This window comes from Methanomassiliicoccales archaeon (assembly GCA_013415695.1).
In the GTDB taxonomy this organism is placed as follows: domain Archaea; phylum Thermoplasmatota; class Thermoplasmata; order Methanomassiliicoccales; family JAAEEP01; genus JAAEEP01.
The window spans coordinates 14,158-28,210 of sequence record JAAEEP010000002.1; the positions used below are offsets into that span (position 1 = coordinate 14,158).

17 protein-coding genes are annotated in these 14,053 nt (G+C 51.9%); 9 read left to right on the forward strand and 8 right to left on the reverse strand.

The genetic code is table 11. The features are described 5' to 3' along the window. Positions 1 to 45 precede the first annotated feature (45 nt). Genes GKC03_01105 through glmM form a run of 5 tightly spaced genes read left to right on the forward strand, consistent with a single transcriptional unit; the run spans position 46 to position 5,909 of the window. On the forward strand, positions 46 to 1,695 hold the full coding sequence (locus tag GKC03_01105; GenBank protein NYT11133.1) for an iron ABC transporter permease: 1,650 nt from the start codon (positions 46 to 48) through the stop codon (positions 1,693 to 1,695). After that, on the forward strand, positions 1,695 to 2,786 hold the full coding sequence (locus GKC03_01110) for an ABC transporter ATP-binding protein (GenBank protein NYT11134.1): 1,092 nt from the start codon (positions 1,695 to 1,697) through the stop codon (positions 2,784 to 2,786). The genes GKC03_01105 and GKC03_01110 overlap by 1 nt, the downstream gene beginning before the upstream one ends. Continuing rightward, the gene (locus GKC03_01115; protein NYT11135.1) at positions 2,787 to 3,869 is read left to right on the forward strand and encodes an ABC transporter ATP-binding protein; all 1,083 of its coding nucleotides are present in this window, start codon (positions 2,787 to 2,789) and stop codon (positions 3,867 to 3,869) included. Further along, positions 3,862 to 4,545, forward strand: a complete 684-nt coding sequence (locus GKC03_01120; protein NYT11136.1) for a DUF47 family protein — start codon at positions 3,862 to 3,864, stop codon at positions 4,543 to 4,545. The genes GKC03_01115 and GKC03_01120 overlap by 8 nt, the downstream gene beginning before the upstream one ends. Positions 4,546 to 4,553: 8 nt before the next feature. Next, positions 4,554 to 5,909, forward strand: a complete 1,356-nt coding sequence (glmM, locus tag GKC03_01125; protein ID NYT11137.1) for a phosphoglucosamine mutase — start codon at positions 4,554 to 4,556, stop codon at positions 5,907 to 5,909. Here glmM and GKC03_01130 read toward each other — a convergent pair. From GKC03_01130 to GKC03_01145, 4 genes are read right to left on the reverse strand one after another with little or no spacing between them, the layout of a single operon-like run. Next, a complete protein-coding gene (locus tag GKC03_01130) occupies positions 5,904 to 6,476 on the reverse strand; it encodes a TMEM165/GDT1 family protein (protein NYT11138.1) in 573 nt (190 codons plus the stop codon). The two genes, glmM and GKC03_01130, sit on opposite strands and share 6 nt — an antisense overlap. 3 nt (positions 6,477 to 6,479) lie before the next feature. Further along, positions 6,480 to 7,334: an agmatinase gene (gene speB, locus GKC03_01135; GenBank protein NYT11139.1), complete on the reverse strand. Its 855-nt coding sequence runs from the start codon at positions 7,332 to 7,334 to the stop codon at positions 6,480 to 6,482. 3 nt (positions 7,335 to 7,337) lie between these two features. Further along, a complete protein-coding gene (locus GKC03_01140) occupies positions 7,338 to 7,724 on the reverse strand; it encodes a translation initiation factor IF-5A (GenBank protein NYT11140.1) in 387 nt (128 codons plus the stop codon). A gap of 42 nt (positions 7,725 to 7,766) precedes the next feature. Then, positions 7,767 to 8,804: a ribosomal biogenesis protein gene (locus tag GKC03_01145; protein NYT11141.1), complete on the reverse strand. Its 1,038-nt coding sequence runs from the start codon at positions 8,802 to 8,804 to the stop codon at positions 7,767 to 7,769. Positions 8,805 to 9,014: 210 nt separating this feature from the next. Between GKC03_01145 and GKC03_01150 the strand changes: the two genes are divergently transcribed. The 3 genes from GKC03_01150 to GKC03_01160 are packed head-to-tail and all read left to right on the forward strand — an operon-like array spanning position 9,015 to position 10,952. After that, positions 9,015 to 9,614, forward strand: a complete 600-nt coding sequence (locus tag GKC03_01150) for a hypothetical protein (protein NYT11142.1) — start codon at positions 9,015 to 9,017, stop codon at positions 9,612 to 9,614. After that, positions 9,602 to 10,495: a RimK family alpha-L-glutamate ligase gene (locus GKC03_01155; protein NYT11143.1), complete on the forward strand. Its 894-nt coding sequence runs from the start codon at positions 9,602 to 9,604 to the stop codon at positions 10,493 to 10,495. The genes GKC03_01150 and GKC03_01155 overlap by 13 nt, the downstream gene beginning before the upstream one ends. Beyond that, entirely contained in the window at positions 10,482 to 10,952 is a 471-nt protein-coding gene (locus tag GKC03_01160; protein NYT11144.1) for a GNAT family N-acetyltransferase, read from the forward strand. The genes GKC03_01155 and GKC03_01160 overlap by 14 nt, the downstream gene beginning before the upstream one ends. Positions 10,953 to 11,003: 51 nt before the next feature. On the opposite strand, the gene GKC03_01165 is transcribed toward GKC03_01160, so the two are convergent. Both GKC03_01165 and GKC03_01170 read right to left on the reverse strand, forming a co-directional pair. Further along, positions 11,004 to 11,192, reverse strand: a complete 189-nt coding sequence (locus GKC03_01165; protein NYT11145.1) for a helix-turn-helix transcriptional regulator — start codon at positions 11,190 to 11,192, stop codon at positions 11,004 to 11,006. Further along, the gene (locus GKC03_01170; GenBank protein NYT11146.1) at positions 11,182 to 11,583 is read right to left on the reverse strand and encodes a DUF2178 domain-containing protein; all 402 of its coding nucleotides are present in this window, start codon (positions 11,581 to 11,583) and stop codon (positions 11,182 to 11,184) included. Before GKC03_01170 ends, GKC03_01165 begins: the two co-directional genes overlap by 11 nt. A gap of 167 nt (positions 11,584 to 11,750) precedes the next feature. Here GKC03_01170 and GKC03_01175 point away from each other — a divergent pair, with 167 nt between their 5' ends. Further along, complete coding sequence (locus GKC03_01175) at positions 11,751 to 12,368, forward strand: histidine phosphatase family protein (GenBank protein NYT11147.1); 618 nt, start codon at positions 11,751 to 11,753, stop codon at positions 12,366 to 12,368. Between the two features lie 23 nt (positions 12,369 to 12,391). On the opposite strand, the gene GKC03_01180 is transcribed toward GKC03_01175, so the two are convergent. Both GKC03_01180 and mtnA read right to left on the reverse strand, forming a co-directional pair. Further along, entirely contained in the window at positions 12,392 to 13,012 is a 621-nt protein-coding gene (locus GKC03_01180) for a class II aldolase/adducin family protein (protein NYT11148.1), read from the reverse strand. Next, on the reverse strand, positions 13,002 to 14,015 hold the full coding sequence (gene mtnA, locus GKC03_01185; protein NYT11149.1) for an S-methyl-5-thioribose-1-phosphate isomerase: 1,014 nt from the start codon (positions 14,013 to 14,015) through the stop codon (positions 13,002 to 13,004). The genes GKC03_01180 and mtnA overlap by 11 nt, the downstream gene beginning before the upstream one ends. Positions 14,016 to 14,053: the final 38 nt, after the last annotated feature.

Genomic DNA, 14,053 nt, shown 5'->3' on the forward strand with positions numbered 1-14,053 from the left:
TATTCGAGGATACTTTACCCAAGTCTTGCAGGGGCGACATTCACGATGGGCTTGTCAGACTCGATCTTAGGGTTAGTGTCTGGTAGGGCTTTCCGTAAAGGTTGGAAAGTCTTCATCATCGTCTTTTTCCTCATCTTCGTTATCATTCCCACCATCTATGTTCTCACCTACGTATTCACTGGATGGGGGGATATTCAGGAATATGTTCTAAGCGACAAGGAAACAATGGACATCATCGTCAATGCCATATTGGTTTCCTTCGAGATCGCTACCATCGTCACCATCGTGGACTTCATCGTGGGGCTTCCAATGGCCTGGCTCATGGTCCGGAAACAGTTCAGGGGAAAGAAGTACCTCGACACCCTGATCGATATGCCATTGGCGGTTCCCACCGCTGCTCTGGGGTTCTCAAGTGCCATCTTCTGGGCCGTCACTCCCGAGTCCGTTGAGGCCCCATGGTTCGCTGTTGGCACCATAACTTCTCCCATGCTCCTGATAATCCTCCTCCATATTGTCTTCTCCTATCCTTACATGGTGAGGTCCCTTTCCGCGATACTGGAGACCATTGATGAGAACTATGAGATCGCTGGGCAAACCCTGGGTGCGAGCAAGCTGACCGCGGTCAGAACCATAACACTGCCGCTATTCCGGGCAGGCCTGGTCACAGGTGTGATATTGTGCTTTGCTAGGAGCCTGAGCGAGACAGGTGGTACCATGATCGCGATTTCCACTATGGTCGGCGCCAAGGGTTTCTACACCGGACCAACCTTGATCGGAACCTGGAAGAAGATGTCCGAGACGAATCCAGAGCTTGTTCCAGCGCTTGCTTTTGTGAGCATATTACTCATCATCCTTGCATTGATTCTGCTGGTGGTTCTCAAGCTCGTCATCATGAAGGTGAAGCTTCCCATGAGGAGGGTGTTCCCTGGTCCTGAGAAGCTGTTCAGCAGGGGTTTGATTCCCCGCCTGAAGGACTCTGGAGCCCTGGTCTTCCTTGTGATATTCGTTCTCATCCCCTCTTTCTTCATATTCACTTATGTGTTCATCGCCTCCCCTGCTGGGGGTGACTGGTCACTGTTCTTTGAAAGTCTTGGATACTCCTTCGTCGTAGCCGGAATAGTCACCGTGATAGACCTGGCTCTGGGGGTCCCCCTCGCCATATACATCGCCAGGAACGGGACGAAACGCCTCGCAAACGCCTTGGACGTTCTGGTCAACGTTCCACTTATCGTTCCCACCGCTGCTCTGGGCTTCTCCCTTGGACTATTTTGGTCTGATCAGGGGGCCATCCCGGCTTTCCCCTTGCTGCTGGTGATCTTGGCCCATGTTGCCTTCACATATCCCCTAGTGGTCAGGAATGTGGCAGGTGCGGTTGAGGAGATAGATGTATCCTATGAGGAAACGGCTAGAACCCTGGGAGCCAAACCATTCCAGGCCTTCAGAAAGATACTCTATCCGTTGGTCAAGAGCTCCATCCTGGCCGGATCGATAATGGCATTCACCAGAAGTCTTGGTGAAACTGGAGCCACTCTTGCAGTCGTCAGCGATGCCAAGACTGTCCCCGTTTACATCGTAAACCTTGTCACGGAAGGCTCTTACTATCAGGCCGCCCTGGCCTGCATCGTTCTCATATTCGTTTCATACCTGGCAATGCTCCTTCTCAGATACGTCACAGTAAAAAGGAGGGCTGCCTGATGCCTGAGATCATCTTGGAGGATATTACTGTCACATATGGTAAGATACAGGCAATGAAGGAGCTCAATATCGAGGTAAAGGACGGTGAGTACCTATGTCTCCTTGGACCCACCGGAGCGGGAAAGACCACCACCCTTCGGGTGATCTGCGGACTAACGACTCCTTCATCAGGCCGGGTACTTTTCGATGGAAAGGATATCACCGACACGGATCCTGAGGAGCGTAGAGCGACCATGCTGTCCCAGACATATTCTCTGTTTCCGCACATGACGGTGGAGAAGAACATCGCATTCGGACCGGAGATCCGCAACTGGGACGAGAACGTGAGGAAGGAGGCGGTGTCCAGCATGCTGGACTTGGTGAGGCTCACCAAGAGAGCGGACGCATATCCCAAAGAGCTTTCGGGCGGAATGCAGCAGAGGAATGCTCTGGCAAGAGCCCTTGCCTCGGGAGCACAGGTCCTCCTATTGGACGAGCCCCTGAGAGCACTAGATGCCAGGTTGAGGCTGGATCTTCGTCAGGAGCTTCGATCACTCGCAAAATCCTTGAACATCACAACGGTGCATGTGACGCATGACCAGGACGAGGCCTTGGTCATGGCCGACAGGATCGCCGTCATCCGGGAAGGGGGAATAATCCAGGTGGGAGCGCCTCGTGAGGTCTTTGAGAATCCAAGGTCTCCATTCGTGGCCAACTTCATAGGTCAATCCAACTTCATCACGGGGGTCGTGAAGCAGACCGGAGAGACCACGGTTCTCGAGGACCGGGCAGGGAGATCTCTGCCTGGAATGCAAAGCGTTCTTGATCTGGAGGAGAAGGCCGTTATCAGCATGAAAATAGGCCAGACTTCCATATCCAAGACCGAGCCTGGATTCCTGGAGGGAGAGATTGAGCGACTAATATTCGAGGGACGCTTTGTGCATGTTGACATGCAGGTCGATGATATTGGCAGATTCAGCTGTAAGATCCCTCCAAGAAAGATGGACGAATTCCAGAGCGGAGACATTGTCCAGATTTCCTGGGAACCAAGCAAGGCGACCATATTCCCCTATCCCAAAGATGGATTGGAGAACGAGCTGAGGGTGGAATAGATGCCGGAGGTCAGATTGATTGATATTGAAAAGCGGTTCGGACCAGTGGTAGCCGTCACTGATGTGAATCTGACCATTGAGGACAGGGAGTACGTCACAATACTCGGACCATCAGGATGTGGCAAGACAACTCTAATCAAGATGATCGCTGGAATCTGGGAACCCACTCAAGGAAGAATCACCATTGACGGCAAGGATATGGAGGGAGTCCCGATGGAGGAGAGGGGCCTTGGTTACGTTTTCCAGAACATAGCGCTTTTCCCTCATCTGAGCGTTCTCGACAATGTCTCATATGGCCCCAGGGTCAGGGTCCTGGGCAAGGAATATATTGAAGAGGTGCCTAGGCGCTACCTTGGAATGGTCAATCTTCTGGATAAGATGGGGATGTTCCCCTCAGAGCTTGCTGGTGGCGAGCAGCAGAAGGTATCTTTGGCCAGAGCTCTCTCTTCTGGCGCCAAGCTTCTGCTTCTCGACGAGCCGCTCTCGGCTCTTGACGCAAGGGTGAGAATGGACCTAAGGTATGAGTTGAGAAGACTTGCCAAGGATCTGGGCCTCACCGTGATACATGTGACGCATGACCAAGAGGAAGCGATGTCAGTTTCCGACAGGATCGTGCTCATGAGGAACGGCAAGATAGTCGAGATCAACTCCCCAGAATTGCTCTACAAGGAACCGAGAACAATCTTCTCAGCGAACTTCGTGGGGGAGACAAACCTCATCGAAGGCAGGGTGGTCGGAACGGGGAAGATCACAGAGGTGGGGCTGAGGGATGGGACGATCATCGGGCTGGAAAGGGGAGGTTTCTCCAAAGGGGAGGCCGTAGTGATCTCTGCAAGGCCTGAGAACCTGTATCCCTCGGACACTGGCTTGTTCGCAAGGGTAAAAGGCTCGGTGTTCATGGGTACCTATCTTCGGGTGACCGCTCAAACAGAGGGGGATGATATCTTGGAATTCGATGTACCTGTCTCAGAGGACAAAGTTTTTAGTGAAGGTGACAACGTATGGCTTCAGGTGAATGGAAGGATGGCCATTCTTTTCAGTAGACCTGAGGAAGGAATCGAGGAGGCGGTGAAACTTGAGTGATGCCAAATCTTTAATGGACTGGTTCGGAAAGAGACGGGAATCGCTCGTCATGAAGCAGCTGAGGAGCCATGCACTGAAGGTTTACGACACCATATCGGAGCTCAACATCGCCATTGAATCAGTATCAAACGAGGATCCCAACAAGGCTCTGGGTGCCATCAAGAGAGTGCTGCTCTCCGAGAAGGCAGCGGACAACCTCGAGGAGTCGATTAGTGAGGAACTCAGCAAGGGAGATCTATCATCCAGACAGAGAGAGGATCTGCTCCACATGGTTCGAAGGATGGACTATGGTGCAGACTGGGCCAAGGAAGCGGCCATGAACCTCAACCTTATCGTCGAGGCGGAGGTCAAGGTTCCCAGGTCTCTTTGGATTCATTACTTGGACATGACGGGAATGCTCAAGGAAGCCGCTTATCACCTCAAGGAGGCCGTGGAATGCCTAGGAAAGGACGAGAGAGGCGTCCTCAACCATTGGCGCCATGTGGAGGAGATCGAGCATGACCTAGATGATAAGTATTTCCAGACAAAGAAGGAGATACTTGTCGCAGACATGGATGTAAGAGCCATCTTCCTAATGCGCGACATTCTCCACGGCATGGAGAACTCCGCCGACAGTTGCAAGGATGCAGCCGATACGATACATATTTTTGTCACCGCCGAGATGTACCAGCGGTAGGTGCATTGATGAACGGGAGACTCTTTGGCACCAATGGAGTCCGCGGCGTGGTCAACGAGGACATGAACATATGTCTGGCCATGGAGCTAGGACAGGCGATCGGCGAATTCATGGGAGGAGAGGTGGCCATCGGGACAGATACCAGGACCTCGGCCCAAATGATCAAGAGCGCCGTTTCCTCAGGGCTCATGGCCGCCGGAGCCGATGTTGTTGACCTGGGGGTAGTCCCGACCCCAGCCCTTCAGTATTTCATCAAGACCTCGGAAGCCCATGGAGGGGTCATGATAACCGCCTCACACAACCCTCCTGAGTTCAACGGGATAAAGTGTGTGGATGCCGACGGTACCGAGATGCCAAGGGAAAAGGAGGAGCTGATAGAGGCTCTATATTTCGAGAAGAGGTTTCACCACAGGGGTTGGAGGGAGGTCGGTTCGATCATTCCTTCGGCTGATGCCATCAGGCAGTATTCCAATGCCATACTGTCTCTAGTGGATGTGGATGCCATCAGAAAAGCGAATCTATCGGTAGTCCTGGACTGTGCAAACGGAGCGGGATCCCTGTGTGCACCGAATCTCCTGGAGGCGATGGGTGTAAGGGCTGTCACCCTCAACTGCAATCCACAGGGCACGTTCCCGGGCCACCCAAGCGAGCCCACCCCCGATCACCTCGGAGATCTCATCTCTCTTGTGAGAGAGACAGATGCGGACCTAGGGATCGCGCAGGATGGCGACGCGGACCGAGCGATCTTCGTCGACGAGAAGGGAAACTACCTGTACGGAGACAAGAGCCTGTCCATCTTGGCGATGACCGCGGTCCGGGAGAAGGGGGGTACTGTCGTCACACCTGTCTCGTCTTCCTCTTGCGTGGAGGACGTTGTCAGGAGGGAAGGGGGTGAAGTGGTCTATACCAAGGTAGGTGCGCCCATAGTCGCTCGGAAGATGATCGAGATCGGGGCGACCTTTGGTGGGGAAGAGAATGGCGGTCTCATATTCCCAGAGCACCAGTATTGCCGGGACGCGGCAATGACCACTGCGAAGATGCTTGAGATCTTATCGACCCAGGGGACGCTCTCCGAGCTTGTCAAACAGGTGCCAGTATATCATCTTGACAAGAGAAAGGTCAAATGTCCCAATGAGCTGAAGCAGCAGGTTCTAGGGACCATAGCCAGCATGGAATCTGACCGTAGGGTAGACCAGACCGACGGTTTGAAGATCTACTTTGATGATGGATGGACACTTGTGAGACTTTCTGGAACAGAACCGATCGTAAGAATATACTCAGAAGGCATAACTAGAGAATCGGCGAGAGATCGTGGAGAGAATTACGAAAGATTGGTGCGCGATCTCATCTCAAAAGGTCTATGATATAAGTGCCTGGACCATGAAGATCAATCCGAAGAGGATGAATATTGCTCCACTGCCCAGCCTGATATATCTCTCCGGCACTCTCCTTCCGATCTGATCCCCGAGCAGTACCATGATCGTGGTGATTATCGCAAATGCCAGCATGGTTCCTATGAACACCATCCCGGCTGCTCCAGATTCGGCGGAAAGAGCGATAACGGACAGCTGACTCTTATCACCCAGCTCCATCAAAGCTACCATTCCGAAGGTGGCGATCCCGCCTCCCCATTTCTGGAATCTCATTTCCTCCCCGTTGCCGTTCTCATGCGTGACAAGGGTGTAAATCCCAAATATGAGGAAAAGAGCGGCCGCGCCTATCTGCAGCCAGAACTGAGGTACTAGCTGGAAGATAACCTCACCAATGAGTACACCGACTGCGGTTACGAGGGCCAGCGCCGCGAGGGCGCCCAACAGGACAGTGAACCTGGAATACCTGGATGATAAGGTTATCACAGCGAACATGGTCTTATCGCCAAGTTCTGTCACCAGAATCAGAACGAAGGCCGAGATCAATGGGCCCAAGTCCATGTCTCACACTCTTTCCGCTTTCCAGGTGGTCGCTATCACTTCTCTTATCAGCCTGGCAGCAAGCGCTGCGGTATTTCCGTTGTCGTACGGCGGGCAAACCTCGACCACATCGAAGCCCACGAGCCTATGCGCTAAAAGACCGATGCATTTCTTGACATCCAGATCAGATATTCCAAAGGGCTCCGGGGTCCCGGTACCAGGGGCGCAGGAGGGGTCTATCCCGTCGATATCAAGGGTCAGGTAGATCCTCTCCTGGTGGATCATACTCAAGGCTTTCTTCACCGCCCAATCAATGCCCTTCTCCCTTATGGTGAAAGCATCTATGAACTCGGGAACATCGCCCTGAAATTCCTCACTCGACATAGACCTGACGCCCAATAAAACAACATTTTCGAGGCCGACATGCTCGGTCAACCTGCGAGTGACGCAGGCGTGACTGTATCTTCCACCCAGATATTCCTGGCGGAAGTCGAGGTGAGCGTCGATGGATATCACACCAATCTCATCGTAGCTCTCGACAGCAGGCATGGTTATGCTGTGCTCACCACCAATGATTATGGGGAATTTCCCTCCTGAAACCAAGGATGAGATACTTGACCTAGCGTTCTCCACCATCTCATCCACAGTCCCGAACTCTTCCATGTTGCCCTTATCATGTATCGCAATGTCCATAAGATCGACATCATGTTCGAAAAGGTATGTCTCAAAATTGTAGGACGCCTCCCTTATCGCATTCGGTGCAAACCTCGCTCCAGAACGGAAAGAGGCTGTCCTATCAAAAGGTATCCCAATGATGATATAACTCGCGTCCTCGATAGACGCGTTGGCATCTGCGAATGAAACGCCTGGAACTACCATAACCTATACCCTTGTGATCATTCGTCTTCCCATTGCTTCTAAGTACATGATCTCCTGACCGGCCTCGATCTGGCCCTTGTACTCGTTTTGCATGGGAAGATTGAATGTCTCATAGGTGTCCAGGTCCATGATCTGGATCTCCTCGCCCATTATCGAGAGGACCTGGCCCTTGCGCTTGTCAATCATAGGGACCTGCACCTTATGCTTCACGGGGTGCACGATGCTTCTCTTCTGGCCGTCGAATATCCCGACCGCCTCGATCCTGGCCTTGGCCTCACCGTGCTTTCCGGGCTTGGACGTTGAAATAGATACAATCTTGCAGGGCTCATCATCGATCAGTACGTACCGGTTAACCTTGAGCTCTCTCACCTCAGCTTGGGTCCAAGACATGGCTATCAATCAGGGATATGGCATCATGGATAAAAGTTTTGTTCATTTCCTCCGCTTCGACTTCTTTCTCTTAGGAGGGTTTGGATACTTCTTCTTGATTTCCTCCGCTCTAGCATCCAGCTCCTCCTTTAAGCGGTCTGCTATGAACTCACCGCCCCACTCATCTACCTTGGCGGCGATAGAAATCTTACCCGCGAGCGTGCGGGCCATCTTTCCCCTCTGCCATGGTGCCGCCCTGTGCACCAGTGGGTGCTGGTATATCACCCCATGCTTTGGTGGACGCTTGCCGTTCTTCAGGTGAAGGAACATGGCCTTCTCAGCGCCGAGAAGCTGGACGGTGCTCGAAGGAAGCTGTGAAAGGCGCTTCAATCCACCAGCCAGGGAGATCAACCTCGCGCCAAGATTGGCCGTCAGCAAATGCGTGAGGTTTGGTGCCACTTCCTCCATGCTCTCCGCCAGGTAAGTCTCCAATTCAGATTTTCTCTTATAGAGCTGGATTAGCTGGGCTGCAAGATCTCTTACGGGGGCGATGTCCCTCTCCTCCATCTCGTGTCCCACCGATTCAAGGTCAAGTTCTAGCTCCTTGATGACCGCGTCCCGATCTCCCAAATCCAGGATGAGCAAGGGGTACCTTTCGTCCCGGGCATAGTCAGAAAGCTCGGGGAAGTACAGTCCGTACCACTCGTGGAGCCGCTCGCTCATCAGGTTGATGGTCTCAATAAGGTCATCTATCGCCCTTATCGCCTGGAGAATGCACCTATCCCTGCTCACAGGTTCTCTTGTCCGAAGCTTGGCAAGGTTTACCATTACCTCATGCATGAGGTCTCTACCCAGGCCATAATTCTCTGGTTTTATGAAGGAGGAGTCGAAGAACACTGGCTTGCCTAACTTGGAAAGGCGAGGGTCCGAGACCCTGACACCCTTACCAGCGAGTTCCTCCTCCTCGAGGAGTATCTCCCCTCGCTGAACCGCGGCCATCCTTTCGGCCATGAGCTGGGGATCTTTTCCGAATAGGATGTGTTTTTTCACCTTATCCCCGTCGCATAGGAACACGCCGAACCACTTGGTGACCAGGATCATGCTACGTGAATGGGAGACCGGTTAATTCTTTTTATCGCATTCCCCAGAGGGATTTCCCCCGGGAGCTGCAATCCACAGTAAGTTTGAAATACGCAGAAATTGAATTGACCCCCGGATTAAGGGATACCTTTGAATCTCAATAGCTTAGCCCAGGAACGGGAATAGATGGGTAGTGTACTTTTTCTTCTGAATCAGGAATTGAATCAAGAAATGCTTGGACTACGCGAGAGTGAACAGCTTTGGTTCAATCTCCATGGTGATTACACATACATGACCGAAGGCTACTACCTATCTCTTGACGCAGAGGTCGCAGGGAGGAAGGTATACCCCTCCACTCGGGAGATCATGGATGCATACACTGCTCCTCTTGCCGCAGAGAAGGCAAAGCTTGGAGGCATCCCTGTCCTCGAGGGGCGCATAATAAACTTCCCCCATGATGTCAAGCCACCTCTGATTGCCTACCCCGTGAACCCATTCTCCACCGGTTACGAGATCATTGAGAACAAGGAGGAGGTGGAGACCAAGGTGAAGCGCATAACGATGTCCGGTAAGTTCGCGGCTCACGTTCAGCAGCTCCCTTCGAATTTCAGGATCGATACCGTCCGGTGCATTATGGGAAGGACGCTGGTGAAGGAATACAGGGACTTCGTGAAGCGGGCGTTTGAGGTGTTCCATCTTCCACTGATGAAAATCAAGACCGTGGTCACGCCTGCTAGCTATCTGCTATCCTCCATTGAGCCGCTGCTTCAAGAGGACCTGACCCTGAACGAGAAGAGGATTCTGGAGGGGATGGGCGTATGGCGAGAATAGCGATATTCACAGAGAGATACACCATAAGCAGGTCCCCAGAGCTCACATCCCTGTCTAACTTCAGGCTTGCCGCCTTTCAAATGGGGCATCAGCTTGATTTCGTCTTCAGGAATGATATCCAGCTGCTTGAGAACTACGATGCTGTCTTCATTAGGGCGTTAACAGATCCAATGAATGTCACCTATGTGGTCTCCAGGATGGCGGAGATGAAGGGAAAACGGGTCCTGGATGACTCGGAAAGCATCCGGATATGCTGCGACAAGGTCTACATGTACAAGCGGTTGATGCGGGACAACGTATCCCTACCGGACACCGTCTTCCTGGATTCCGATGAGGTGATCGAGGAGAATGCCCACGAGCTCTTTGAGACACTGGGCGTTCCCTTGGTCCTTAAGGCTCCTGAGTCCAGCTTCTCTGCCAAGGTGGAGAAGGTAAGCGACCCCCAGGAGTTCGTCAGGATCGGGAAGAGATTCCTTCGCAGAACCGATCGGATCATTGCCCAGCAGTTCATTCCAAGCGATTTTGATTGGAGAGTGGTCACCCTTGCTGGAAAGGCCTTGGCCGTCGTCAAGTACGTCATGCCCAAGAATGGCTGGAGGATCTATGACCGAAGGGAAGATGGCAAGACCTCTGTCTGCACTGTTCAATGTCCCCCGATGAGTGAAGTCAGCAAGGGCCTGATAGATGTTGCCCTCAGCGCATCCAGAGCAGTTGGCAATGGCCTTTATGGGGTGGATATCAAGGAGGTCAATGGTGAGTTCTTTGTCATAGAGGTCAATGACAACCCCAACATTGACGCAGGTTTCGAGGATGAGGCTAATCCGGAGATCTATTCCAGCATCGTGAAGTATCTGGTCGGTGAGGATTTTGAAGGAATTTGAGGGTCAAAAGATCTCCTTCAGACCAGCCGAAAAAGCAGATGTCTCCATGCTCGTCGATATGGAGAGCATGTCTTTCCACGAGGCGGACAAGTTCTCTAGGCGAAAGATAGGCCGCTACATTCACAATCCCTCTCGCTCGATCATTGTGGACGTGATCGAAACCGGGAGCAGACCGGTAGGTTACTCGGTCTATCTGACCAGAAGTAATTCTAGGACGATATCGCTTCACTCGGTCTGTATTATCCCAGAGATGCGTGGTAAGGGCATAATCAGAGCCTATCTTGATAAGAGACTGACAGGCTTTAGGGATGTGTACAACAAGATCGTTCTAAGGGTAAGAACAAGCAACACCGCGGCAAGAGACCTGTATCGTTCTCTTGAGTTCTCCGTTGACGGCGTGGAGGCAGGATATTATCCAGATGGAGAGGACGCCATCAGGATGACCAAGAGTCTTTGACCCCTCTCCGGAAATACGGTCAAGGAACTTATACCAACCAATTCCAACATATTATGGTTTGAAAATATCCTCTATGCTCAGTTGGAAGTAACCTGCGATCTTGAATGCTAGGTCGAGTGAGGGGTCGTACTTTCCCTTCTCTATGGCAATAATTGTCTGCCTGGTAACCCCAACTCTGCTGGCTAACTCCTCTTGGGTGAGGTCATGCATTGCCCTGAGAACCTTGATCTTATTCTGCATCAGTGAACTCCCCAAGCTTCCTCCTATAATATCCATAGAACCCAATATAGCAGAATATGAGGAAGGAGGCCATGAATCCCATGGCATATCCGGGTAAGGAGACACCCGCGTACCCCATCTCTCCTAGAGTAACCATCACTCCGCCTCCTATTCCTGTAACGACTCCAACGAACTGGACAGTCCTTCTGGAAGCGAGCTCACTTATTCGGTAGGTCCTTTCATCGATTATCGATCCATCAACTCGACGTCTCAGACCAAGTAGGCATAGAATAGCCACTGGAACAACAATCAAGGGCAGAGCATAGATTTCTAGGAATGTGGAGAGCACAACAATCAGGGCTACAATGATCAAACCCAATCTTGAGTAGAACCTGTATCTCATAGGATTCATTTCATCACCTGAATGTAAAATATATATTACATTATGTTATATTAACTTTACTTATTGTAAATATATATAGACTTATCACCACTAACTCCTGCCGACGAGAAGCACCATAAGGATTATCACGAGAATGAATGATAGCCCGGTCTGCCTATCTTACTTGGAGGTCTTTCATGGCCTGGCGAAGGATATACATACTCAGGCATGGAGAAACCGACTGGAACAGGAAAAAGCTGTTCAGAGGACGTTCTGACATCGAACTCAGTCAAAGAGGGAGAGATCAGGCGAGAGCAGCTGCGGAAACCTTTCGCAGAAAGCAGATATCGTCCATGTACACCAGCCCCGTGCTGAGATCTGTGGAGACTGCTGAGATAGTATCAGAGATTATTGGAATTCCATTCACTGAAGCACTGGAACTCTCTGACCCAGATTGTGGAAGATGGACCGGAATGGATTTGGAAAAGGTTCGAATTATCTACCCTCAAGAGCACGAATTAATGGAAAATCACCCCTCCCAGCTACGATTCCCCGGGGGAGAGAGCGTTTTTGAGGTCTATGAAAGGGTGTCCCGTTTCATTCTTCAGGATCTCTGGGACCTTGAGGATGGAAACATCCTTCTGGTGACTCACAACTTCATCTTTCAGGTGTTCTCTATGGCCGTCCTAGGGTGCCACCTAGACAGCTTATACAATTTGGAGATGGACAACGGTGCCATCTCAGAGTATGTGAGAAAAGGAGACAGGGTGATCCTGGTCAAGGTGAATGATAACAATCATCTCGAGGGGATCTGAGAGATCCTTCGAATCATAAAGGATCATATGCGGAGGATCTTCACTATCTCCTGATCAGGGAGCTCCTCTGCTCCGCCAAGCATTTCTGCCCGAACCTGGATGCTGGCTATGAACTCCATTTCCTCCAGCCGATTGAAGGCTTCATTAAGATCGGTTCCTACTGCAAGTGCACCGTGTTTCTCCATGAGGTATCCTTTGCCATCTCCCTTTGCTGACTGGAGTGATGAAGCGAGATCGGCCGAGCCCGGCGTCCTGTAAGGTACCAGTGGGACCTTACCCAGCACCACGACCCCCTCCGGAATCAGAGCGGTCTTGAGAGGTATACACTTCACGGCAAGTATCGTGCAGAAGGGAGGATGACCGTGGAGGACGGCGTTTACATCATTCCTCTTGTAGAAGGCTGTGTGTAGCGGTGTCTCGATCGAAGGCTTCTTTCGGCCCTTGAAGCTGTTGTCCCTCAGGTTAAGAACGATGAGGTCGTCTCCCCTCATCTCACCTTTCCTCACACCGGAGGGGGTTATGAGGATGGTCTCCTCATCCAATCTTGCGCTTATGTTACCTCCGGTTGCGAAGGTGAGGTTCCTTTCCGCCATGAGTTTCCCGAACCTCACGATCTCCATCCGGAGACTGCTCTCAGAGGACATCGTTCTCACCCCTAATCTTGTGAATGTCCTCCACTTTCAATACACCGATTTCCGTGATGAAGGCGGTCACCAGCTCTGCCGGAGTCACATCAAAGGCCGGATTGAAGGCCGGCGAACCTAGGGGAGCGATCCTCGTACCATTTATCATCGTCACTTCATCCTCCGATCGGTGTTCGATCGGTATTTTCTCACCGTTACTGATAGAGAAATCAAAGGTTGAGAACGGCGCCGCGACATAGAACGGAATGCCAAGCTGCTTTGCAATCACCGCTTTCTCATAGGTGCCTATCTTGTTGGCGAAATCACCATTGGATGCTATTCTGTCCGCTCCGGTGATGACCATGTCAACTCCCTGTTTCATGTAATGACCGGAGGCTCCATCTGGGATGATGGCATGGGGAATCCCCTCGTTCAGCAGCTCCCACGCCGTGAGTCGCATCCCCTGCAATCTAGGTCGAGTCTCTGAAACGTACACGAATAGTTGCTTTCCTTTGGTCCAAGCCTCTCGGATGGAGGCAAGGGCAGTGCCGATGTCAACGGCAGCAAGTGCTCCAGCGTTGCAGTGGGTCATAATCTTGGCCCCATCTTCTATGAGAGAGGATCCATACTCCCCGATACGCCTGCACCTATCCACGATGGTATCTGCGTACTTCTCCGCAGCCTGCAGGGCATCCGCTCCGGACCGGATGGAATTCAACATGTGATCCACCGCGTAGAAGAGATCGTTGGCAGTGGGTCTAGATCCCTTGAGGGTTGCTTCCGCCTCTGCGATGTCCTGCCCCCTGATAGCGGCCAATGCCATTCCATAAGCAGCGGCCGCGCCGATCGAGGGGGCACCCCTTATTGTCATGTTGGCAATGGCCTCTGCCACCTTCCGATGGTCATCGAAATCGACTATGATAAAACGCTGGGGAAGAGTCCTCTGATCGATCATTCTAACTCTTCCGTTCTCGAACCAGACCGATCTGATATCGCTCTCCCCGTTGCCTATAACCACCTTCAATTGTTCACCACTCGTAAATGGATATTAGGAATAGAAAG